This window comes from Arthrobacter sp. ov118, from assembly GCF_900116495.1.
In the GTDB taxonomy this organism is placed as follows: domain Bacteria; phylum Actinomycetota; class Actinomycetes; order Actinomycetales; family Micrococcaceae; genus Arthrobacter.
In genome coordinates this window covers 17954-39075 of sequence record NZ_FPAY01000010.1, presented here as the reverse complement: position 1 = coordinate 39075, position 21122 = coordinate 17954, and the positions used below count along the sequence as shown (strand labels likewise).

General features: G+C 68.1%; 20 protein-coding genes. 10 read left to right on the top strand and 10 right to left on the bottom strand.

Translation table 11 applies throughout. The features are described from left to right. Positions 1–37: 37 nt before the first annotated feature. The 8 genes from BM372_RS16590 to BM372_RS16555 all read left to right on the top strand — a co-directional run bounded on the left by BM372_RS16590 (position 38) and on the right by BM372_RS16555 (position 7257). Positions 38–595, top strand: coding sequence for a hypothetical protein (locus BM372_RS16590; protein WP_090956553.1), 558 nt, complete (start codon positions 38–40; stop codon positions 593–595). A 91-nt stretch (positions 596–686) separates the two neighbouring features. Further along, positions 687–905: a helix-hairpin-helix domain-containing protein gene (locus BM372_RS16585; protein WP_090956552.1), complete on the top strand. Its 219-nt coding sequence runs from the start codon at positions 687–689 to the stop codon at positions 903–905. A 50-nt stretch (positions 906–955) separates the two neighbouring features. Beyond that, positions 956–1933 carry an aldo/keto reductase gene (locus tag BM372_RS16580; RefSeq protein ID WP_090956551.1) on the top strand — a complete coding sequence of 326 codons (978 nt, stop codon included), beginning with the start codon at positions 956–958 and terminating at the stop codon, positions 1931–1933. A gap of 86 nt (positions 1934–2019) precedes the next feature. Continuing rightward, positions 2020–3048 carry a nucleoside hydrolase gene (locus BM372_RS16575; RefSeq protein WP_090956682.1) on the top strand — a complete coding sequence of 343 codons (1029 nt, stop codon included), beginning with the start codon at positions 2020–2022 and terminating at the stop codon, positions 3046–3048. Between the two features lie 152 nt (positions 3049–3200). Next, positions 3201–4022: a glycosyl transferase family 9 gene (locus tag BM372_RS16570; protein ID WP_090956550.1), complete on the top strand. Its 822-nt coding sequence runs from the start codon at positions 3201–3203 to the stop codon at positions 4020–4022. Positions 4023–4047: 25 nt separating this feature from the next. Next, complete coding sequence (locus tag BM372_RS16565) at positions 4048–4821, top strand: energy-coupling factor transporter transmembrane component T (protein ID WP_256214354.1); 774 nt, start codon at positions 4048–4050, stop codon at positions 4819–4821. Continuing rightward, positions 4818–6419, top strand: a complete 1602-nt coding sequence (locus BM372_RS16560; RefSeq protein ID WP_090956549.1) for an ABC transporter ATP-binding protein — start codon at positions 4818–4820, stop codon at positions 6417–6419. The genes BM372_RS16565 and BM372_RS16560 overlap by 4 nt, the downstream gene beginning before the upstream one ends. Positions 6420–6510: 91 nt before the next feature. Further along, complete coding sequence (locus BM372_RS16555; RefSeq protein ID WP_090956548.1) at positions 6511–7257, top strand: phosphotransferase enzyme family protein; 747 nt, start codon at positions 6511–6513, stop codon at positions 7255–7257. A 121-nt stretch (positions 7258–7378) separates the two neighbouring features. Here the strand turns inward: BM372_RS16555 and BM372_RS16550 are convergent, their stop codons facing one another. Further along, positions 7379–9547: a 3-hydroxyacyl-CoA dehydrogenase NAD-binding domain-containing protein gene (locus BM372_RS16550; protein ID WP_090956547.1), complete on the bottom strand. Its 2169-nt coding sequence runs from the start codon at positions 9545–9547 to the stop codon at positions 7379–7381. After that, on the bottom strand, positions 9544–10839 hold the full coding sequence (locus tag BM372_RS16545; protein WP_090956546.1) for a thiolase family protein: 1296 nt from the start codon (positions 10837–10839) through the stop codon (positions 9544–9546). The genes BM372_RS16550 and BM372_RS16545 overlap by 4 nt, the downstream gene beginning before the upstream one ends. Positions 10840–11320: 481 nt before the next feature. Between BM372_RS16545 and BM372_RS16540 the strand changes: the two genes are divergently transcribed. After that, a complete protein-coding gene (locus tag BM372_RS16540) occupies positions 11321–12337 on the top strand; it encodes a hypothetical protein (protein WP_371261761.1) in 1017 nt (338 codons plus the stop codon). A gap of 33 nt (positions 12338–12370) precedes the next feature. Here the strand turns inward: BM372_RS16540 and BM372_RS16535 are convergent, their stop codons facing one another. The 7 genes from BM372_RS16535 to BM372_RS16505 all read right to left on the bottom strand — a co-directional run bounded on the left by BM372_RS16535 (position 12371) and on the right by BM372_RS16505 (position 19048). Continuing rightward, positions 12371–13741 (bottom strand): HRDC domain-containing protein, encoded by a 1371-nt coding sequence (locus BM372_RS16535; protein ID WP_090956545.1) that lies wholly within the window; start codon positions 13739–13741, stop codon positions 12371–12373. Between the two features lie 70 nt (positions 13742–13811). Further along, on the bottom strand, positions 13812–14444 hold the full coding sequence (locus BM372_RS16530) for a DUF3000 domain-containing protein (protein ID WP_090956544.1): 633 nt from the start codon (positions 14442–14444) through the stop codon (positions 13812–13814). Positions 14445–14516: 72 nt separating this feature from the next. Then, on the bottom strand, positions 14517–15599 hold the full coding sequence (locus tag BM372_RS16525) for a threonine aldolase family protein (protein WP_090956543.1): 1083 nt from the start codon (positions 15597–15599) through the stop codon (positions 14517–14519). An 83-nt stretch (positions 15600–15682) separates the two neighbouring features. Continuing rightward, the gene (locus BM372_RS16520) at positions 15683–16417 is read right to left on the bottom strand and encodes an SDR family NAD(P)-dependent oxidoreductase (protein WP_090956542.1); all 735 of its coding nucleotides are present in this window, start codon (positions 16415–16417) and stop codon (positions 15683–15685) included. Further along, complete coding sequence (locus tag BM372_RS16515; protein ID WP_090956541.1) at positions 16414–17814, bottom strand: DUF6421 family protein; 1401 nt, start codon at positions 17812–17814, stop codon at positions 16414–16416. The genes BM372_RS16520 and BM372_RS16515 overlap by 4 nt, the downstream gene beginning before the upstream one ends. A gap of 224 nt (positions 17815–18038) precedes the next feature. Further along, on the bottom strand, positions 18039–18545 hold the full coding sequence (gene msrB / locus BM372_RS16510; protein ID WP_090956540.1) for a peptide-methionine (R)-S-oxide reductase MsrB: 507 nt from the start codon (positions 18543–18545) through the stop codon (positions 18039–18041). A gap of 14 nt (positions 18546–18559) precedes the next feature. Next, positions 18560–19048, bottom strand: a complete 489-nt coding sequence (locus BM372_RS16505) for a hypothetical protein (RefSeq protein ID WP_090956539.1) — start codon at positions 19046–19048, stop codon at positions 18560–18562. A gap of 187 nt (positions 19049–19235) precedes the next feature. Between BM372_RS16505 and BM372_RS16500 the strand changes: the two genes are divergently transcribed. Then, the gene (locus BM372_RS16500) at positions 19236–20573 is read left to right on the top strand and encodes an alpha/beta hydrolase family protein (protein WP_090956538.1); all 1338 of its coding nucleotides are present in this window, start codon (positions 19236–19238) and stop codon (positions 20571–20573) included. Positions 20574–20598: 25 nt separating this feature from the next. On the opposite strand, the gene ybaK is transcribed toward BM372_RS16500, so the two are convergent. Then, the gene (gene ybaK, locus BM372_RS16495; protein WP_090956537.1) at positions 20599–21096 is read right to left on the bottom strand and encodes a Cys-tRNA(Pro) deacylase; all 498 of its coding nucleotides are present in this window, start codon (positions 21094–21096) and stop codon (positions 20599–20601) included. Positions 21097–21122: the final 26 nt, after the last annotated feature.

The following is a 21122-nucleotide window of genomic DNA, read 5'->3' as shown; positions in this document are numbered from 1 at the left end:
TGCCGCGGCGCCGCACGGCCCAGGAAGGAACTGGCATATGAGCGGAATTATCCGGGTTTACAAACGCAACGACGACGGGGTTCTCGAGTTCCGGGAAGCATGGTTTGACGAGGACTACAGCCAGTTTGTGATGAACCACGGCGTCGTCGGGCACCAGAGCAAAACGGACGAGACCGACGTCGAGGACGCCGAGGCCGCAGAGCGCCTTCTGGACGCCTTCGCCGTGCAGTGCGCCGAGGACGGCTACGCCGAAATCCCCGAGGAGGAGCAGTTCTGGGTGGTGGCGCAGTACGCGCTGAAAACCAAGGACGGGACCACCCGGGACCGGTACCTTGAGGAAAAAGCCAAAGACGCCCTGATCAGCCATCTGGCGTGGCGGGGCTTGGGGATAGTGGACCGCAGCGAGTTTTCCGACGCCAGGCTCAATATCTTCTGCCTCACCCCGGACGTCAACAAGACCGTCAACGCCATCAAGGTCTGCATCCGGGGCGAGGATCTGGACTTCACCAAGCTGAGCATTGGCGCCGCGCCGTTTGGCGAGGAGACCTTCAAGCTTAAACACTCACCGAAACCGGCCAACAGCTTCACGCTGTAGGCCACCGCTGGAGGCAACTCCGCTGAAGGCAAGATACAGGGCCCTGCACGGCTCGCATCAGATTGGGGGCAACCAACTGAAAGGCAACGCAATGACGCGAAAAACCTCCCAACCAGGCAGCACTCCACTCCCGACGGGACTGGCGGCGCCGGCGCGCAAGTCCCTCGCGCACGCGGGGGTGGAAACCCTCGAGCATCTTGTGCAGCTTGGCCGGCGCCGACTTGCCGGTATGCCGGGAGTCTGCCCGCGCACCCTCGCCCAACTCCAGGACGCTATGGACGAGCACGGCCTGAAGCTGCCTGCAGGGTAGCTGCTGACGCGGTGGACGGGAGGCCCAGCGGGTCGTTATAGGGTAAATCCATGACTGAATACCGCCGTGTGGGAAATTCCGGACTATCCGTCTCGGTCGTGGGACTTGGCTGCAACAACCTGGGCCGGACCGGGACCGTCACTGAATCGCAGGAGGGCACCGACGCCGTCGTGCATGCCGCGCTGGACGCCGGGATCACCTTCTTTGACGTCGCAGACACCTACGGCCGGGAGCCCGGTCTCAGCGAGTCGATGCTGGGCCAGGCCCTCGGGAGCCGCCGGAACGACGCCGTCATCGGCACCAAATTCGGCATGGACATGCGCGGCGCCAACGGCGAGGACTTCGGTGCGCGCGGATCCCGCCGCTACATCATCAAAGCTGCTGAAGCCTCGTTGCGTCGGCTCGGCACGGACTGGATCGACCTCTACCAGTTCCACACTCCGGACCCGCTGACGCCCATCGACGAAACCCTGTCAGCCCTCGAAGACCTCGTGAGCAGCGGCAAGGTCCGCTACATCGGCCACTCCAACCGCGCCGGCTGGCAGATCGCCGAGGCAGAGTATGTGGCCCGGGCCCGCGGGGGAGCGCGCTTCATCTCCAGCCAGAACCATTACAATCTGCTGGACCGCCGCGCCGAGCTCGAAGTGACCCCCGCCGCCGAGGCCTACGGCATCGGCGTCCTGCCGTACTTCCCCCTCGCCAACGGGCTCCTCACCGGTAAGTACTCGGCCGGCAAGGCTCCCGAGGGTTCCCGGCTCAGCCACACCCGCACCAACCTGGTCCACGACGCCGACTGGGAACAGCTCGGTGCCTTCGGGGAATTCGCTGCTGCGCGGGGACTCAGCGAAGTTCAGGTCGCGTTCTCCTGGCTCGCCGCCCAGCCCTCCGTCAGCAGCGTCATCGCCGGCGCCACCACCCCGGAGCAGGTGCGCCAGAACGCCGCCGCGGTGGCCTGGAAACCCAATCACGCGGAACTTGCCGAGCTGGACGACCTCTTCCCGCGCACGCCCAAGGTGGCGCTGTTCTGAGCGGTCCCGATCTGAGCGGTCCAGTACCGGGCGGTCCCGGCGTGCGTGACTCGGCGGGGGCCCACGCCGCCACGCAGACGATCTTGATGGACGTCGACACCGGAATCGACGACGCCTTGGCCCTGGTCTACCTGCTGTCCCGGCCCGAGGTCCGCCTCCAGGCCATCACCTGCACCGCCGGGAACGTCGGGGCCCGGCAGGTGGCGCTGAACAATCTGGCCCTGCTGGAGCTGTGCGGCCGGAATGGCATCGAGGTGGCCATCGGCGCTGAAGTTCCGCTGGAGATCCCGCTGGTCACCACCGAGGAAACCCACGGTCCTCAAGGGATCGGCTACGCCGAGCTGCAGGCTCCCGCACAGCAGATCTCGGCGAGGCACGCCGTCGACGTCTGGGTGGACGAGGTACGGGCCCATCCGGGGCAGATCACCGGCCTGATCACCGGGCCGCTGACCAACTTTGCCCTTGCCCTGCGCCGCGAGCCGGAACTTCCGCGGCTGCTTAAGGGACTCGTGATCATGGGCGGGTGCTTCTATTACCAGGGCAACACGACTCCCACGGCCGAATGGAACACCTCGGTGGACCCGCATGCCGCCAAGGAGGTGTTCGCCGCCTACCGCGGGCTGCCGGAGGACAAACTGCCGATCGTCTGTTCGCTGGAAACCACCGAGCGGATTGAGATGCGCCCGGAGCACCTTCGCTGCCTCGGTGAGGCCGCCGGCGCACCGGAACCCGAACTCGTCCTCCCGGAGCAGCCCGAGGGCCAGCGCAGCACATCCGGCAACCCTCTGGTCGCCTGCCTGTCCGACGCTCTGCGGTTCTACATGGAGTTCCACCGGCTATACGACCAGGGCTACGTCGCCCACGTACATGACGCTTTCGCGGCCTGCGCTGCCGTGGGACGGACTCCGTTCACCACCCGGCTGGCCACCGTCGACGTCGAAACGGACTCGACGGTGCTGATCGGCACCACGGTGGCCGACTACCGCGGACTGTGGGGTCTGCCGCCCAACGCCAGAATTGTCTCCGACAACAACCCCGGGCACTGCTTCGACGAGCTCATATCCTCCATCGGTTCCCTGGCACGCGCCGTGGGCAGTGCGCCGCCGGGCGCCTAGGCCGGGGTCCTGGGCCGCAACCGCCGCCGCCGGGAGCGGTGGACGTTTCCGGCCGGGTCCGGATCGCTAGATTGGTTGCTGCTCGCTAGGATGGTAGCTGCGCCGAGGTGACATGAGGCGGACGTTGTCGCACCCAGCCAAAGGAACACCCCATGTCACAGCCAGCTCTTACCGTCACCACCCCTGGACAGGCGGCCGACCGGGGCCGCCGCCTGCTCGAAATCGCCGGCGCCGCGGCCATCGCCGCCACCTACATCTTCCTGGTCCTCACGCAGCCGGCTGACATCGCCAACGGCCCGGCCAGCTTCTCGGCACTCGTGGCACTCGGCGGCTTCCTGCTCGGCGCGGTGCTGCTGATTGCCGCCGTCCTGCCGGTCCTGCCCACCTCCACCTTGGTCCTCATCCCCGTGGCACTGGTCCTGAACGTGGTCCTCGGCCAGCTCATGGGCAGTACGGGCCTGCCGTTCTACATCGACGCGATCGGCACCGTCCTGATTGCCGTCCTCGCCGGTCCGGCCGCCGGTGCCGCCACAGGCGCATTGAGCAGCATCGTCTGGTCCTTCTTCAATCCGACCGTCTTGCCCTTCGCCGCCGGTGCCGCCCTGATCGGCTTTCTGGCCGGCATGGCCGCCCGGGCCGGGCTGTTCCGCCGCTTCTACTTTGCCCCGGTGGCCGGGTTCATCACCGGCATCCTGGCCGGCGTCGTTTCCGCACCGATCGCTGCCTTTGTCTTTGGCGGCACCTCCGGCCTCGGCACCGGGGCGATCGTCAGCGCTTTCCGGGCCATGGGGGACACCCTTCTGGCCGCCATCACCAAGCAGGCACTGATTTCCGATCCCATGGACAAGGCGATTGTCTTCACCATCGCGGCATTGCTGGCCTACGCGCTGCCGCGCCGCACCACCTTCCAGTTCCCGTTCGTCCGGCGCTTCCGCGTGCTCGCCGGTAAGGCCCCGTCAGCACCGGACGCCTGACCAGCCGCTGTGACCGAATAATGCCGTGACGAATGATGCCGTGACCGCCCGCCTCCACCCCCTGACCGCGCTGACCGCGGCCGCATGCACTGCCGTCATCACGACGGCGGCAGCGAGCTGGCCGCTGTCAATCGCCGTGGCACTTGCCGCGGCGGTGCTCGCGGTGCGCAGTGGAGCCGCGCGGCAGGTCCTGGCCGCCGCGGCCGTAATTCTGGTGCCCCTGTGGCTGTCGCTCCTGGTGCTGCATGGTCTGTTCTTCCCCGAAGGCCACACCGTCCTGGCCCAATGGGGCCCGGCCCGCGTCACGGCAGAAGGCCTTGGATTCGCGCTGGAGGTGGGAACGCGGACCACCGCCTGCGTGCTGGTCTTGCTGCTGTTCTCCTTCACAGTGAGCGTTCCCGATCTCCTCGCAGCCCTCGCGGCGCGGAATATCCCGCCGCAGTTCGGCTTCGTCGTGGCCTCCACACTCACCCTCCTGCCGGCCGTCGCCCGCCGCCTGGACCGGATCCGGCAGGCCCAGGAAACCCGCGGGATGGTGGTGCGGGGCGGACTGCTGGCCCGCCTCGGTGCGCTTCGCCTGCAGATGGTGCCGCTGGTCCTGGCCCTGATGGACGACGCCAGCAGCCGGGCCCAGGCCCTCGAAGCCCGCGGCTTCGCCAGCCCGGGACCCCGCAGCAGCTACCGCGACGTCGCCGACCCGCCCCTCCAGCGGCGTTTGCGGGTAGCGGCACTCGTGCTCACGGCGGCAGCCGTCACCGCCCGGATCGTCGCCTCCTGGCCGGCCGGAGGCACGGCATGACTGCGGTCGTCGGCACGGCTCTCCGGGCCCGGCTCGACGCGTTCACGTTCCACGGCGAGAACACGCCCGCGTTGTGCGATGTGGCGGTTTCGGTTCTGCCTGGTTCCTTGACCGCCGTCCTGGGCGGCTCCGGGAGCGGAAAATCCACGCTGGGAAAGCTGCTGGCCGGGTGGCTCCGGGCCGGCCACGCCGGACAACTCCGTGGCAGCCTGGAGCTTGGCGCGACCCGGCTGAACTTCCGCGGACTGCCCGAGGATCCCCGGATCAACCCCGCCGAATGGTCCCGCCGCGTGGCCTTCGTACCGCAGGACGCTGCCGCGATGCTCTCCACAGTCCGCGCCACCGTTGCGGAAGAGCTGGCCTTCGGCCTGGAAAACCGTGCGGTGCCACGGGAGGACATGTTCCGCGCCGTGGAACGCACCGCCGCACGGACCGGCCTGACAGGGCTGCTGGACCGGGACCCGGCCACGCTCTCCGGCGGCGAGCTGCGCAGGCTCGCCGTCGCCTGCGCCGTCATCGCGGAACCGGACATTCTCATCCTCGACGAGCCCCTGGCGTCCCTTGACGCCGCCGGAGCCGAGCAGATCAGGGACCTGGTCCGCAGCCTCTGTGGCGCAGGAAGCAGCGCGGGAACCGGCAACCCGGCCGGCACAGCGACCGGCGTCGTCCTGCTGAGCCAGGCGGCCGACACCCTCGCCCGGGAAGCTGCGCACTGGACCGTACTCGACGGCGGGACGGTCACCGCGGCGGGCGCGCCGGCACAGCTGATCGGCTCGGCCGAACTGGAGCGCGCCGGTGTCCTGGGCGCCGCAGCAGTCCGCGGTCATGGTCCGGTGCCGGCCATCGCTCTCCGCCCGGCCGTCTACCCGCCGCCCAGCTCCGGACCGGCGCCGCTCGAACTCCGCGGCGTCGGGTTCAGCTACGGCCTTGACCGCCGGCGATGGGGTGCACCGCGGTATCGAGGTCATCGGCTGCGTGAACAGGCGGTGCGGCGGGTGCTGCAGAACCTGGACCTCACCGTGCGCCCGGGCGAGATTATCGCTGTGACCGGCCCCAACGGTGCCGGCAAATCCACCCTGCTGCGGCACATCAACGGACTGCTGCGCCCTTCCGAGGGCGACGTGCGGGTCTGCGGACGCAGCATCGCCGGCGTGCCGGTGGGAACAGTCGCGGCCTCAGTCGGACTTCTTTTCCAGCACCCGCGGGACCAGCTCTTCGAACGGACCGTCCTGCGGGAAGCCGCGTTCGGACTCCGCCAGCACTTCGGGAAGGCCGAAGCTGAGTACCGGGCGCGCGCGGCGCTGGCCGCGGTCGGCTTCACCACGGCTGACGAGGCCGTCCACCCGGCCGAACTGTCCGCCTCGCAGCAGCGGCTGCTCGCCCTGGCCACGGTGCTGGCACGCGAGCCGGCCGTGCTGGCCCTGGACGAGCCGACCGTAGGGCTGGACCGGCGGGGACTCGAGCGGCTGGACCGGGCCGTGAGCGCCGCCGCGGCGCGCGGGACCGCCGTCGTGCTGGTCACCCACGACCTCGCCTACGCCCGCGCCACCGCGCACCGAGTCCTGGAGCTCGACGGCGGGACCCTGCGGGACGTCTGATCGGCGGTGCCCTGTCGTGCCGCCGAAGTTTCGGCCCGACGACGGTCATGTAGGGCCTTTCGGGGGGTGCCGCTGCCGGTAGATTGTCCCCATGCATCACGAAGAAGTAGAACTCGTCGGCGGAAATTCGACCGTGGTGACAAAGGTAGGGCAAACGGTGCGCCGCACTGCCGGTCCGTGGACGCCCGCGGTGCACGCCTTGCTCGCAACGCTGCGGTCCCGGGGGATCACCGAAGTACCCGAAGCCCTCGGTATGGATGCCCAAGGCCGTGAAGTGCTGAGCTTCATTCCAGGCAACGCGCCGCCCTACCCTTTGCCCGGGTGGGTCTGGGATGGGTCGATCCTGCAGGCCTCTGGAGCGCTGTTGCGGCGAATACATGATGCGAGCGTGGGGTTCGACGGGGCCGAGCACGGCTGGCAATTGCCTGCTCATGAGCCGGCGGAAGTCGTGTGCCACAACGACTTCGCGCCATACAATATGGTGTTTCGGGGCCGCCAGCTGGCCGGGATTATCGATTTCGACACTGCTTCACCGGGACCCAGGATTTGGGATTTCGCCTATCTGGCTTACCAGCTGGTTCCGTTCGTAGAGGGAGCGGGACTTGCGGCGCCGGACAACGCTCAAAGACCTGCGCGTCTGGATGCTCTGCTCGCGGCCTACGGCATGCCCTTCGGACGCAAGAAGGTGTATGAAACTGTCGCTGCCCGGCTTGCGGAGCTTGCGGATTTTACCGACGGCCGTGCAGCAGTCACGGGTCGTGCGGACTTCACGGATCATGCGGCCATGTACCGCCGAGACCGCGACAAGATGGCAGCGCTGGCTCTAGACGCCCCGTAGATTGAGTGTCCACAGAACCGTAGACACTTCGGTGGGCAGCTCCGTTCCGGTACACGAAAGCGCCGTTGCATCCGCCTGGGGCGGCGGCGACAACGGCGCTTTCGTGGCGACACCGGGCAGATCAGGCGCTGGCGGGCTCCGAGGCCACGCCTGGTGCCAGGAATTTCCTGCCGTTGACCCGCTCCGAGGCGCCCACGCGGTCCAGGTACGGGCTGATGCCGCCAAGGAACATCGGCCAGCCCGCGCCCACGATCATGCAAAGGTCGATGTCCTCCGGGCCGGCCACCACGCCCTCCTCGAGCATGAGCCCGATTTCCTCCGCCAGCGCGTCCTGGGTGCGGCGCAGGACCTCCGCCGCGGTGGACGGGGTGGTTCCGAAAGACATCAGCGCGAGCGTCTCGGCCGGGATGGAAGGGTTGCCGGCCGCCACGGAGGCCGGATCCCAGATGGACGTGACGCCATTCTCGATCAGCGCCTGCAGGTTCTTCGAGACCCGGAAGCGGTCCCCGAAGGCCGCGTGCAGCGACTCCTGGACGTGCTGGGCCACCGGCAGGCCCACCATGGCGCCCAGGACGAAGGGAGTCATGGGCAGGCCCATGGGCCGCAGGGCGTTATCAGCCACCTCGGCCGGGGTGCCCTCGTCGAAGGCCGCAGTCACTTCGCCCATGAGGCGCAGCAGCACCCGGTTTACCACGAACGCCGCGGCATCCTTGACGAGCACGGCGGACTTCTTCAGGCCCTTGGCGAGCTCGAATGCCGTGGCCAGCACGGCGTCGTCGGTCTTCGGCGCACGGACAATCTCCAGCAGCGGCATCACCGCGACCGGATTGAAGAAGTGGAAGCCCACGAGCCGCTCGGGGTGCTCCAGGTCCGCCGACATCGCCGTCACGGACAGCGCGGAGGTGTTGGTGGCGAGGATGCACTCGGGCGAGACAATGGCCTCGACCTCTTTGAAGACCTGCTTCTTGACGCTGAGTTCCTCGAAGACGGCCTCGATCACGAAGTCGGCGTCCGCAAAACCCTCCTTGGACACGGAGCCGCTCACCAGCGCCTTGGTGCGGTTCGCGGCGTCGGAGCTGATCCGTCCCTTCGCAAGCAGCTTGTCCACCTCCGCGTGCACGTAGCCCACTCCCTTGTCCACCCGGCCCTGATCGATGTCCGTCATCACCACCGGCACCTTGAGCTGGCGGGCGAACAGGAGGGCGAGCTGGCTCGCCATCAGCCCAGCCCCTACGACGCCGACTTTGCCCACCGGGCGGGCGAGCTTGCTGTCCGGGGCCCCGGCGGGGCGCTTGGCGCGACGCTGCACGAGGTCTAGGAATGCATACACCGTGGAGCGGAACTCGGGGGTCTGCATGAGGTCCGCGAGCGTCTCGCATTCGAGCTCCGCGGACTGGGCCTGGGTCATGGTCCGGTTGGCATCTAGCACCTCCAGGACCTTGGCCGGGGCGGGGGAGGCGTTGGAGGTCTTGGCCTCGACGAAGGCCCGGCCCCTGGCGACGGCGGCCGCCCAGCGCGTGGCGACCTGTGGATCGGCGGGGTCGACGGCGTTGGCACGCTCCGGCGCCACCGCACCGGCAATGACCTGGGCGGCCCACGCGACGGACTGCTCAAGGAAGTCGGCCGGCTCGAACATGGCGTCCGCCACACCGAGCTCATAGGCCTGGGGACCGGTGAGCGTGCGGTTGTTGCTTAGCGGATTTTCGATCATCACCTTGAGCGCGTTCTCCGGCCCGATCAGCCGCGGCAGAATGTACACACCGCCCCAGCCCGGAATCAGCCCGATGAACGCTTCGGGCAACCCCAGCGCACCGGCGCCCGAGGAGACCGTCCGGTACGTGGACTGCAGCGCGATCTCCAGCCCGCCGCCCAGTGCCACACCGTTGATGAACGCGAAGCTCGGCACACCCAGGTCGGCCAGTGTGGAGTAGACCTCATGGCCCAGCTGGGCCATCCACAGGCCTTGCTCGCGGCCGCTGACCGACTTGACCGTGGACAGGTCGGCGCCGGCCACCAAGAAATACGGCTTGCCGGTGACACCGACGCCGACAATCTCGCCGCGGCGGGCCCTTTCCTTCAGCGCCTCCAGGACTGTGCCGAGCTCCAAGAGGGTGTTGGGCCCGAGCGTGGTGGGTTTGGTGTGGTCCAGGCCGTTGTCCAGCGTAATCAGGGCGAAGGTGCCGGGGCTTTTGCCGTCCACTGCCGGCAGCTCGACGTCCTGGACATAGGAGTGGGTGACCGTCTCGTTGGGGAAGAGATCGGCAAGCTTGCGGAAGTCAGCGGCGCTCATGCTGCGGCTCCATTCTCGGTGGCGGAATCGGTGCTGTCTGCGGCATCGGTGGAAGTGCCGAAATCCGGGTGGTGCGGGTTCTCCCAGATTACGGTGGCACCCATGCCCAGGCCGATGCACATGGTGGTCATGCCGTACCGGACCGTGGGATCTTCTTCGAACTGCCGGGCCAGTTGGTTCATCAGCCGGACCCCGGAGGACGCCAGCGGATGTCCGACGGCGATCGCGCCGCCGTAGCGGTTGACCCGGGCGTCGTCGTCGGCGATGCCGAAGTGGTCCAGGAAGCTGAGCACCTGGACGGCAAAGGCCTCGTTGACCTCGAAGAGCCCGATGTCGCCGATGCCGAGGCCGGCATTCTTCAGCGCCTTCTCGGTGGCTGGGATCGGTCCGATGCCCATGACCTCGGGTTCGACGCCGGCGAAGGCGTAGGTGACCAGGCGCATCCGGACCGGCAGGCCGAGTTCCTCGGCAGCCTCGGCGGAGGCGAGCAGGGCCGCGGTGGCGCCGTCGTTGAGCCCGGCGGCGTTGCCGGCGGTGACCCGGCCATGGGCGCGGAACGGGGTTTTAAGCGCGGCGAGGTCCTGCAGTGACGTTCCCGGCCGCGGCGGCTCATCAACGGTGTTGATGGTCCAGCCCTGGCCGGGCTTCATGGTGGCGACCGGCACGAGGTCCCGCTGAATCTGGCCTTTGGCGTAGGCCGCGGCCAGTTTGTCCTGCGAGGCGACAGCGTAGGCGTCGGCGCGGTCTTTGGTGATGGCGGGGAAGCGGTCGTGCAGATTTTCGGCCGTGTTGCCCATGTTCAGGGCCGCCGGGTCGACGAGCCGCTCGGACAGGAAGCGCGGGTTGGGATCGGCGCCGGCGCCGATCGGGTGGTTGCCCATGTGTTCCACGCCGCCGGCGATCACGACGTCGTAGGCGCCGAAGCCGATGCCGCTCGCCGTCGTCGTTACCGCCGTCATGGCACCGGCGCACATCCGGTCGACGGCGAACCCGGGCACTGTGCGGGGGAGGCCGGCCAGCAGGGCGGCGGTGCGGCCGATGGTCAGGCCCTGGTCGCCTGTCTGGGTGGTGGCGGCGATGGCGACTTCGTCGATCCGTGCCGCCGGGACCGCGGGGTTGCGCCGCATCAGTTCGCGGATGCACTTGACCACGAGGTCGTCGGCGCGGGTACCGGCGTAGATGCCTTTCTCGCCCGCGCGGCCGAAGGGAGTGCGGACGCCGTCGACAAAGACGACATCGCGGACGGTCCGGGGATTCGCGCCGGGTTTTCCAGTGCTGCGGGCTGGGCTCACGTGTAACTCCTCATCGAGACATGGGCGGCGGACCGCGGCGGTGGCCAAATGCCCACGCCGACTGCGCATCCGCGCGACATCAAGCACTATGTTACTGGTCAGTAACAAAGCTGGCAAGAAGTTCCGGACACCGTCCGGCTTGAGGCCGGCAACGCTGCAACCGTCTTTTCAAACAACGCCAACAGGGCCATCATATTGTTTCCACCCCGTCCGAAACCGGCCCCAGCTTCAGGTTGAGGAGAGGAGGCTGAACCCTTCGGTCCATGTCTGCGTGAATCGCTGTAAGAGACACCTGCCCGCGCCCCCGACCGACCTGCGTTGTAACGGCGCGATCTCAATAGCACTGCCAGAACGCTGAGTTCCAAGCAGCGAGGGCGGTTGCTGGAAGCCCCTGAAGTTCCACCGGCGAAAGGCCAGAAACATGTTCCAGCCACACCCACGACTAGCGGCATTTTGGTCCGGTTTCCTGCTGCTTTTCACGATGTCCGCGGTGAGCTCTTGTTCCCCGCAAAACGGCGGGCCGGCACCGGCCACCACCACGGGGACTCCCGGTGCGGCATCCCCGTCGGCGGCGGAAACTGCCACCCCCACACCGACGCCCACGCGGACACCGGCAGGCACGCCTGTGGCCGCTGGCCTTTGCGGGCCGGGGACGGTGCTCAGCTTCGACCGCGGCGCCTTCCAAACATCACCGAAGGTTGACAACAAGTGGTTCCCGCTGACGCCCGGCATGCAATACACCACAGCGGGCACAGTCGAGAGTGCAGAAGGCACCACCAAGCGCATGGTGACCCACACGGTGACCGGACTGACCAAGGTGATAGACGGCGTCAAGACGCAGGTGCTGTGGGACCGGGACTATGCCGATGGCGAACTGGTGGAGTCGGAACTGGCTTTCTTTGCCCAGACAGACAGTGGAGACGTCTGGCTCTTCGGGGAGTATCCGGAAGAGTTCGAAAACGGAAAATTCGTCGGCGCGCCCAACACCTTCCTGAGCGGGCTCTCCGGAGCCCAGGGAGGGATCGCGATGCAGGGCAAACCCCGGGTCGGCGCGCCGAGTTATGTGCAGGCGCACGCACCCGCAGTGAAATTCCTGGATTGCGGGGCTGTCGTCCAGGAAAACCAGCGGGTGTGTGTTCCCAGCGGGTGCTACGAAGACGTGCTGGTCATTGACGAACGCAATCCGCTGGAGCCCGAAGTCGGCCACCAGCGGAAGTTCTATTCAGCAGGCACAGGCCTGGTGAAAGTGACAGCAGTGGGTGGCGACAATCAGGAGACCTTGGACCTGGTCAAGGCCGGACAGCTCACAGACGCTCAATTGCAGGAGGTCAACCGTCAGGCGCAGGCTCTCGACAAGCATGCCTACCAGGTGCACCCGACCGACTATGCCAAAACGGCCCCTGCCGAAGTTGCAACGCAGACCGCTGGCAGCCCGGGAGCGGTTTCGGGCTCAGCCTCCCCGGGTACGGGTTCACCTTCACCCACTGCCACGGGCTGATTACTGGGCCGGAGCGAACCGCTGGTGTTAGCGCTACTGGGCCGGCGGGGCGGCGTCGTCCGAGGCTGCGGGCTCTGCGGCCTTTGCGTCCTTCGCCGGGAGCGGCTGCGGGTGCACGAACGCCTCGGTGATCAGCGGAGCGGTGATTTCAATCTGCCACTGGCGCGCACCAAGGTTCTGCAGCTCCTCCGCCACGCCTTCTTCGCTGACTTCGGCCGGCGGACGCCAGGCCACCCGTCGAAGGTAGTCCGGAGTCAGCAGGTTTTCCACCGGCAGGTTCAGTTCCTCCGCCTTGGCCTGCAGCTTGGGCCGGGCCGTGGCGAGCCTCGCGGCTGCCTCCGGGTCGCGGTCAGCCCAGACCCGCGGCGGCGGGGGAGCGTTGGTGGGCAGGTGCAGCGGCGGGAGATCGTCAAGGGCCCGGGCTGTGCTGATGCAGCGCAGCCAGCGCGGCGCTTCACGCTGGGCCGCCCGGCCGTGGAAGCCCTTGGTGCCCAACAGTTGCGGGACCGTGGACGGCATCGCCTTGGCCGCCGCAACGAGGGCGGAGTCGGGGATGAGCCTGCCGGGGGCGACGTCGCGCTTTTGCGCCAGCGAGTCCCGCTCGAGCCAGAGTTCGCGGACGGCGGCCAACTGCCGGCGGTCCCGGATCTGGTGCAGTCCGGAGGTCTTCCGCCACGGGTCCACGCGCGGCGGCGCGAGCCCGGCTTCAAGGATGGCAGCGAATTCCTGCTCGGCGTAGTCGAGCTTGCCGTCGGCCAAGAGGAGCTCGATGAGTTCCTCCCGCAGTTCGGTGAGGACTTCGACGTCCAGTGCGGCGTAGCGCAGCCAGGGTTCCGGCAGGGGCCGGGTGGACCAGTCGGCAGCCGAGTGCTCCTTCGCCAGGCCGAAGCCCAGGAGTTGTTCGATGACCGCGGCCAGCCCAACCCGGGGCAGCCCGGCCAGGCGGGCGGCGAGTTCGGTGTCGAAGAGCTTGTCCGGCCACATGCCGAGTTCGAACAGGCACGGTAGGTCCTGGCTCGCGGCGTGCAGGATCCATTCGACGCCGCGCAGGGCATCGTTGATGATGCGCAGGTCGCCAAAGGGTTCCGGGTCGATCAGCCAGGTTCCGGCGCCTTCGCGGCGGATCTGGACCAGGAAGGCGCGCTGGCCGTAGCGGAAGCCGGAGGCGCGCTCCGCGTCCACCCCCGCGGGGCCGTGGCCGGCAGCCAGGGCCGCGGCGCAGCGTTCCAGTCCGGCCTGGGTTTCAATGACCAGCGGCACGCCGTCACGGGGTGCATCGAGGTCGATCACTTCGGGGACCAGGCTGTCGAAGCCTTCCACCGTGATGTGGGCTGTGGTGTCAGCGGCCTCAGCCGCACCTGGAACGGCGCCGGCCGTGGTGATTTCCGGAATTTTAGGGGTCATGATCTCTACAGTTTACCGATAACGCGGCGTAGAAGGCCGTGACCGGCGCCTACGAAACGGCTCTCGCGTGTCAGCGGGGCCGCCGGGGCAGGGCGGTCACGCCCTCCGGCAGAGGCGGCAGCCCGGCGAAGATGCAGACCATGTCCGACCACGCCTCCAGGTGGGACGTAATGTCTGGAGTGGCCGGCGTCCACGACGCACGGAGTTCGATTTCAATGGAGTCGGGCCGGTCCGCGAGCGTTCCGAAGCTCTCGGAAAGCACCCGGGTGGCAGTCCCGCCGGCGGACCGATAGGGCGCTCCGTGGTCTTCCAGCGCTTCGACCAGCCACGTCCAGGCAACTGAGCCCAGCATCTCGTCATTGCCCATCTCGGGTTCCAGTTGGGCGCGGATGTACGTGACGATCCGGAACTCCCCGTCCCAGACGTCGGAGCCGTCGGGATCGTGCAGCAGGATGAAGCGGCCGGTGGCCAGTTCGACGTCGTCGCCGCCGGACGCCGGCGCGAGAGCTGCCGCCGCCGGGCCGTGGATCGCGCCGTTGGCGCCGCCGGGTCCGATTACCTCGGCGCCCAGCGCCACCGCGAAGGGCGCCAGCCGGGACGGCGCCGGAATCTCATCCAGGTGCAGTTCGCTGCGGCAGCGTGCTTGTCGAAGGGTCCCCAGGGCGAAGAGGAAATCTGCCGGAACCTGATCGAGGGAGCTCACTTTGGAAGATTATGCAACGGCCCGGCCCCTGCCCGGCAGGCTCGCCGCCGGGCAGGGGAAGCCGCGCAGGGCTCAGGCGGCAGCGAGTTCGCGCTTGATGGCCGCGATGAAGGAATCAACGTCTTCCTCGGTGGTGTCGAAGGAGCACATCCAGCGGACCTCGCGGGCCGCCTCATTCCAGTCGTAGAAGCGGAAGGACTGGCGCAGCCGGTCCGCGACGCCGGCGGGCAGCACGGCGAACACGCCGTTGGACTCCGTCCGCTGGCTCAGTTCAACGCCCGGGATACCCTCGACGCCGGCGCGCAGCCGGGCGGCCATGGCATTGGCGTGCGAGGCCGACCGCAACCACAGCCCTTCCTCGAGCAGTGCGATGAACTGGGCGGACATGAACCGCATCTTGGAGGCCAGCTGCATATTCATCTTGCGGAGGTAGGCCAGGCCGTGGGCCGCCTCCGGGTTCAGGGCGATCACGATTTCGCCGAACAGCAGGCCGTTCTTGGTGCCGCCGAAGGAGAGGATGTCGACGCCGGCGTCACGGGTGAAGGCCCGCAGCGGAACACCGAGGTGCGCGGCGGCGTTGGCCAGCCGGGCGCCGTCCATGTGCAGTTTCATGCCCTTGGAGTGGACATGTTCGGCGATGGCCCGGACCTCGTCGGGCGTGTAACAGGTGCCCAGCTCCGTGGTCTGGGTGATCGAGACCGCGAGCGGCTGGGCCCGGTGCTCGTCGCCCCAGCCCCAGGCTTCGCGGTCGATCAGTTCCGGGGTGAGCTTGCCGTCCGCCGTCGGCACCTGCAGGAGTTTCATGCCGCCGATCCGCTCCGGTGCGCCGTTTTCGTCCATGTTGATGTGGGCCGTGGCGGCACAGATGACGGCACCCCAGCGCGGCAGCAGGGACTGCAGGGACAAGACGTTCGCGCCGGTTCCGTTGAACACCGGGAAGCACTCGATCCCTTCGCCGAAGTGCTCTTCCAAAAGCAGTTGCAGCCGGGCGGTGTAGTCGTCTTCGCCGTAGGAGACCTGGTGCCCTTCGTTGGCGGCGGCGAGGGCGGCCAGCACTTCGGGGTGGACGCCGGAATAGTTGTCCGAGGCGAATCCCCGGACCGAAGGATCGTGCAGCCGGGCGGTAGCGCTGGCGGTTTCTACTGTGCTTGTCATCTCTTTGCTCACGCTTTCAGTCTAGAGAGGTCCAGGCCGGCCGGTTAAGCCGCCGGGCAAGGGTAGGGGCGGGGATGCGGCGCTTAGCTCCCAAGCGGAAGGCGGCGGCCGTTCAAATCCGCCGCCGGGGTGCTGAAAAGACCGACGGCCGCAGCGGCGAGCTCGTCCACATCCGTGAAGCCTGGGAACCTGCGGTCCGGTGCCTTGGCCCGCATGGCGGCGTCAACGAGGGCCTTCACCACGAAGATGACGGCGGCGCTGCGCTGCTCCACCGGGTCTTCCTTGCGCCCGGATTGCGTGCGCTGGAAGCCGTCCGCGACCGCCAGTGTCCAGGCTTCGGCGGCGGCCTTGGCCGCTACGTAACTGGCACCTCCCGCCGTCGGGCTGCCGACGGCGGTGGAGGACACCATGGCGAAGCGTCCGGTGTCCGAGTCGGCGATGTCGTCGAAGAAGACGCGGGTGACGTTCCGCAGCGTCGTGACGGCATTGCGTTCCAGGAAATCCCAGTCCTCGTCGCTCTGGTCCGTGATGCCCTTGGCACCGCGCCAGCCGCCCACGAGGTGAATGACGCCGTCGACCCTTCCGGCCGCGCCGGCCACCGTCGCACGCAGGGCATGGACGTCGGTCAGGCTGGCGAGGTCGCAGACAAGCGGCGTGACCCCGCCGCCGGCCTCGGCGGCGGCGGCCTCGATGCGGGCGGCATCGGAGCCGACCGTGAAGACCGCGTGGCCGGCATTGCGCAAGGCGCGGGCCGTGGCGATCCCGGACGGCCCGCTGCCGCCGGTGACCAGCACGTTCAAAGCGCGTCCGGCGCTCATCCGGCGTTCAAGCCGCCGCCGGTGGCTGCACGTGTATCCGAAGAGCCGATGATGCCGGCGGTAGATTCGATGACAGGCCGCATCTTTTTCTCGAGGGCCTCGTAGAACATGGACAGCGGGAATTCGTCGTCGAGGACCTGGTCCGTCAGGCCGCGGGGCGGGCCGGCCAGGGGGAGGGCATCGGGACCCTTGGCCCAGACGGAGGCCGGGTGGGGTGTGACCGTGCCGGAGATGAGCTCATAGGCGGCCAGCCAGTGGGCCGTCTTGGGCCGGTCAATCGAGCGCCAGTACAGTTCCTCGATCCGGGCACCGAGTTCAATCACGACGCCGGCAGCCTCGTCCCAGTCGATGCTGAGCTTACTGTCGGTCCAGTGCAGGACGTGGTGCTGGTGCATCCAGGCGAAGAGCAGCTGGCCGCCGAGGCCGTCATAGTTCCGGACCCGGTTCCCGGTGATCGCGAAGCGGAAGATGCGGTCGAAGATCACGGCGTACTGGACCAGCTTGGCCTGCCGGCGGGCCTCGGGGTCGGCGTCCTCGTCCTTCTCGATCTTCACCGACTCGCGGAAGGCGGTGAGGTCACAGCGCAGCTCCTCAAGGGAGTAGAGGAAGAACGGCATGCGCTGCTTGATCATGAAGGGGTCGAAAGGCAGGTCCCCGCGCATGTGGGTGCGGTCATGGATCAGGTCCCACATGACGAAAGTTTCCTGCGTGAGGCCCTGGTCCTCCAGCAGTGCCGCCGCGTCGTCGGGGAGCTGCAGCGAGGTGATTTCGGCGGCGGCGCGCAGCACGCGGCGGAAGCGGGCTGCCTCGCGGTCGGCGAAGATCGCGCCCCACGTGAAGGTCGGGGTGTGGCGGACGGCGACGCTCTCGGGGAAGAGGACGGCGGAGTTCGTGTCGTAGCCGGGGGTGAAGTCGAGGAAGCGGATGGGGACGAAGAGCTTGTTGGAGTATTCGCCCTCTTCGAGTCCCCCGATGAACTCAGGCCAGATGACCTCGATCAACACGGCCTCGACGAAGCGGTTGCTGCTGCCGTTCTGGGTGTACATGGGGAAGACGACGAGGTGCTGGAGCCCGTTGACCCGGTGCTGCTGCGGCTGGAAGGCCTGCAGCGAATCCAGGAAGTCCGGCACGCCAAAGCCGCCGTCCGCCCAGCGGCCAAAGTCGGCGACGAGCAGCTCAAGGTAGCGGGCGTCGTGCGGAAAGGACGGGGCCAGGGCAGAGACTGCTGCGGTGATGGTTTCGACGTACCCGGCCGCGGCTTCATGGGCTGCGGCATCCGGCACGGACCCGTCCTGGACCTGAAGGGCCTGCAAAGCGGTGGCGGCAGCCTTGAGCTGAAGCCACTGCGGGTTGCTGGCCGTGAGCGGGGCGGGGGCGGTGAGAGCGGTCGTGGTCATCGTCGACGGTCGCCTTTCTGGTTGCTGTGGAGCGTGTCGCTGGATCTAGATCGAGCGTAGCAAGCAAAAAGCATCTCTAACGCACAACCGGGTTGAGCGTAAGAATCTCTGTGGCATTGGGCTGCGAACAGCCGCTCCAGCGGAAGGAGACAAGGGGCTGCCGGTCCCGGGTTGTGAGACGGCTATTGCCCGGCGGCGCCGGGACGAGTGCCCCTGGCGCAGGACTATTGCCCGGCGTCCTCGGCGGGAACGAGCTTGAGGGAGACCGAATTGATGCAGTACCGCTGGTCCGTGGGCGTGCCGTAGCCTTCACCGTCGAACACGTGGCCCAGGTGGGAATCGCACGTGGCACAACGGACTTCCACCCGCTCCATGCCCATGCTGCGGTCGTGGATGTAGCGCACGGTGCCCTCGGCGAGCGGTGCCCAGAAGGAAGGCCAGCCGCAGTGCGAATCAAACTTTTCGTTGCTCGTGAAAAGTTCGCTGCCGCAGGCCCGGCACTTGTAGACGCCCTTGGTGTGGGTGTCCCAGTATTCCCCGGTGTAGGGCCGCTCGGTGCCGGCCTGGCGCAGCACGTGGTACTCCTCCGCAGACAGCTCCTGGCGCCACTGGGAATCCGACTTTTCGACCGGCGCCTGCTGCGCGCTGGCGGTGGGGGCGTCATTCTCGGTAGTCCCGGGAGAGGGCACTGCCACGGGCATGGTCTTGGACTTGTGGTTGAAGATGCTCATAGCTTGAATAACGCTCAGGAGTCGCCGATAAATCCCGAACCCGCGTACAGATGCAGGACGGGCAGTCCAAGCTTGTCCTGCGCCTTCGTCGCCCAGTCGGTGTGGAAGGTGTCGGCGACGGCGTGCGGACGGGTGATCACCACCGCTTGACCGGCGCTGAGGTCTTTAACCTTGGCAACCAGGCCGTCGACGGCCTTGCCCTCGACGATTTCGCCGGAGACGCCCCCGCCCAGGCCCGCCAGCGCCGCCAGCGAGGCTGCCAGGGTGTCGGCGGCAGCTGCCCGCTCCGCGGCGGGGTCGGAGTGTGCCGTCAGATCACGGAAGGCTTTGGCGACTTCGAGCATGGAAAGGTTCTCCAGGAAATCCACCACCAGATGCCGCTCGGTATTGGCTGGAACCAGTACCAGCAGGGGCGCGTCACCGTCGGCAATCAAGGTCTCAATGTTGACTCGGTCATCCGCGCTCAGGGGCTCTTCTGTCAATATGACGATTGGATCACTCATGCCCCCAGCCTAGTCGCGCTGCTGTTGGCCTGCATGGTTCTGTCCTGGCGGCTCACGCCGTGTCCCTTCCGCGGGGGGGGGGCGATGCTGCCTGAACAGCGCCCGCCTGAACAGCGCTCGCCTGAACCGCGGATGCCATAGCAGCGGCAATACCGAGGTTGCGGCGCCCGTCCGTCAGAATGGTGCCATGGCATCCTCCCTGCGCCTCCTGCCGGACCTCCACCGGACCGCCGCCCGCGGAACGGCGACGCCCGCTGCCCCAGCCCCGGCCCTCACTGCAGCCTCTGGCAGCGCCAAGTGGGCGCTGGGCGGCATCATCGGAGGCAGCGCCGCCGCGGGCGTCCTTGCTGCCGGGTCATCCGCCCTGGCGCTGTACTTCGCCCGCCGCGTCATCACTCCGGCCAGGTTCCGCGCCCCGGACCAGGAGGTGCTGGCCGTGATCCGCGACGGGCACAGGCAGCAGGCCATCTTCGCCGCAACTCCCGAGTCCACTGTGGACGGCGTGTACGGGTTTTTCTTCGACGGCGGCCTGGGGCACGCCCGGATCGGCCGGATCGTGTCGTACTCGCCGGCCGAACGCACCGTACTGCGGGAAGTCGAGACCGTCTACAGCGGGGACATGGCCAACGCCCGGCGCGGCTGGTGGAGCGGCGCGGCGTTTCCTGATCCTGCCGCGGTCGGTGTTGCGGCCGAGGACGTGCTGATCGACGTCGAAGGCGGGACGGCGCCTGCCTGGCTGATCCGGGCCGAGGAGGCGCCGGACGATGTCGCCGCCGGGGTCTGGGCCATCATGGTGCACGGACGCGGCGCCACCCGGCAGGAAGGCCTGCGGGCCGTCCGGACGGCCCGGGAACTGGGCATGCCCAGCCTGCTGATCTCGTACCGCAATGACGGCCTTGCGCCATCGGCCAGCGACGGGCGCTACGGCCTCGGTTCCACGGAGTGGCGCGACGTCGAGGCCGCCATCGCCTATGCCCTCCAGCAGGGCGCCCGCGAGGTGGTCCTGTTCGGCTGGTCGATGGGCGGCGCGATCTGCCTCCAGACGGCCGACCTCTCGCGGCATCGCCAGCTGATCCGGGCACTGGTCCTGGACGCCCCGGTGATCGACTGGGTCAATGTGCTGGCCCACCATGCGGCGCTGAACCGGATCCCGTCGTCCGTGGGCCGCTATGGGCAGCTGATGCTCAGCCACCCCATGGGCCGGCGGCTGACCGGGCTGGCCGCGCCCGTGGACCTCAAGGCCATGGACTGGGTCTCAAGGGCAGTGGAGCTGCGGACGCCGACCCTGGTTGTGCATAGCGTGGATGATGAATACGTCCCGTACGGGCCGTCCGCCGCGCTGGCCGAGAAAAATCCGGAGATGGTCACGTTCGAAGCTTTCGACACGGCCCTGCACACCAAGGAATGGAACGTGGATCCGGAGCGCTGGGAGCGGCTGGTCACGGCCTGGCTGCGGCAGCAGCTGGCGCCCCGCGCCAATCCGGGGGACCAGGAACCCGCGGCCGGGACCTCCACCCCGACCTGATCTGTCGTTTCGACGGGAAGGGCGCTCAGTTGTGCCGGGTCCCGATCCTGGCGGTGCGGGCCGCCGTCAGCCGAATGAGCTCCGCCGGAGCCAGCTCGATGTCCAGCCCGCGCCGGCCACCCGAAACCAGGATGGTCTCCAGCAACAGGGCGCTCTCATCCACCACCGTGGGGGAGGACTGGCGCTGCCCCAGCGGCGAAATACCGCCAAGCACGTAGCCGGTCCGTCGCTGTGCGGCGGCAGGGTCCGCCATCGCGGCCTTCTTGCCACCCAGGGCGGCCGCCATCGCCTTGAGGTCCAGGTTTCCGCTCACGGGCACGACGCCGACGGCGAGGCGGCCGTCGACGTCGACCATCAGTGTCTTGAACACCCGCGCAGGGTCGATCCCCAGCACGTCCGCGGCTTCGAGGCCGTAGCTCGCGACCGCCGGATCATGCGGGTACGGGTGGGCAATAAAAGGAACCCCGGCCGCCGCGAGTGCTGCGGTGGCCGGAGTTCCCTGTGACGCTTGCTTGCGGGCCATGCTGGCTTGGTTTCCCGGCGCCGAAG

What these genes read in the sequence shown, in the direction of transcription:
- BM372_RS16515 (WP_090956541.1), bottom strand. Translation starts at nt 17,814, where the DNA reads ATGACCACGACCGCTCTCACCGCCCCCGCCCCGCTCACGGCCAGCAAC.
- BM372_RS16560 (WP_090956549.1), top strand. Translation starts at nt 4,818, where the DNA reads ATGACTGCGGTCGTCGGCACGGCTCTCCGGGCCCGGCTCGACGCGTTC.
- BM372_RS16540 (WP_371261761.1), top strand. Translation starts at nt 11,321, where the DNA reads ATGTCCGCGGTGAGCTCTTGTTCCCCGCAAAACGGCGGGCCGGCACCG.
- BM372_RS16525 (WP_090956543.1), bottom strand. Translation starts at nt 15,599, where the DNA reads ATGACAAGCACAGTAGAAACCGCCAGCGCTACCGCCCGGCTGCACGAT.
- ybaK (WP_090956537.1), bottom strand. Translation starts at nt 21,096, where the DNA reads ATGGCCCGCAAGCAAGCGTCACAGGGAACTCCGGCCACCGCAGCACTC.
- BM372_RS16520 (WP_090956542.1), bottom strand. Translation starts at nt 16,417, where the DNA reads ATGAGCGCCGGACGCGCTTTGAACGTGCTGGTCACCGGCGGCAGCGGG.
- BM372_RS16505 (WP_090956539.1), bottom strand. Translation starts at nt 19,048, where the DNA reads ATGAGTGATCCAATCGTCATATTGACAGAAGAGCCCCTGAGCGCGGAT.
- BM372_RS16585 (WP_090956552.1), top strand. Translation starts at nt 687, where the DNA reads ATGACGCGAAAAACCTCCCAACCAGGCAGCACTCCACTCCCGACGGGA.
- BM372_RS16555 (WP_090956548.1), top strand. Translation starts at nt 6,511, where the DNA reads ATGCATCACGAAGAAGTAGAACTCGTCGGCGGAAATTCGACCGTGGTG.
- BM372_RS16580 (WP_090956551.1), top strand. Translation starts at nt 956, where the DNA reads ATGACTGAATACCGCCGTGTGGGAAATTCCGGACTATCCGTCTCGGTC.
- BM372_RS16535 (WP_090956545.1), bottom strand. Translation starts at nt 13,741, where the DNA reads ATGACCCCTAAAATTCCGGAAATCACCACGGCCGGCGCCGTTCCAGGT.
- BM372_RS16575 (WP_090956682.1), top strand. Translation starts at nt 2,020, where the DNA reads ATGGACGTCGACACCGGAATCGACGACGCCTTGGCCCTGGTCTACCTG.
- msrB (WP_090956540.1), bottom strand. Translation starts at nt 18,545, where the DNA reads ATGAGCATCTTCAACCACAAGTCCAAGACCATGCCCGTGGCAGTGCCC.
- BM372_RS16570 (WP_090956550.1), top strand. Translation starts at nt 3,201, where the DNA reads ATGTCACAGCCAGCTCTTACCGTCACCACCCCTGGACAGGCGGCCGAC.
- BM372_RS16500 (WP_090956538.1), top strand. Translation starts at nt 19,236, where the DNA reads ATGGCATCCTCCCTGCGCCTCCTGCCGGACCTCCACCGGACCGCCGCC.
- BM372_RS16590 (WP_090956553.1), top strand. Translation starts at nt 38, where the DNA reads ATGAGCGGAATTATCCGGGTTTACAAACGCAACGACGACGGGGTTCTC.
- BM372_RS16550 (WP_090956547.1), bottom strand. Translation starts at nt 9,547, where the DNA reads ATGAGCGCCGCTGACTTCCGCAAGCTTGCCGATCTCTTCCCCAACGAG.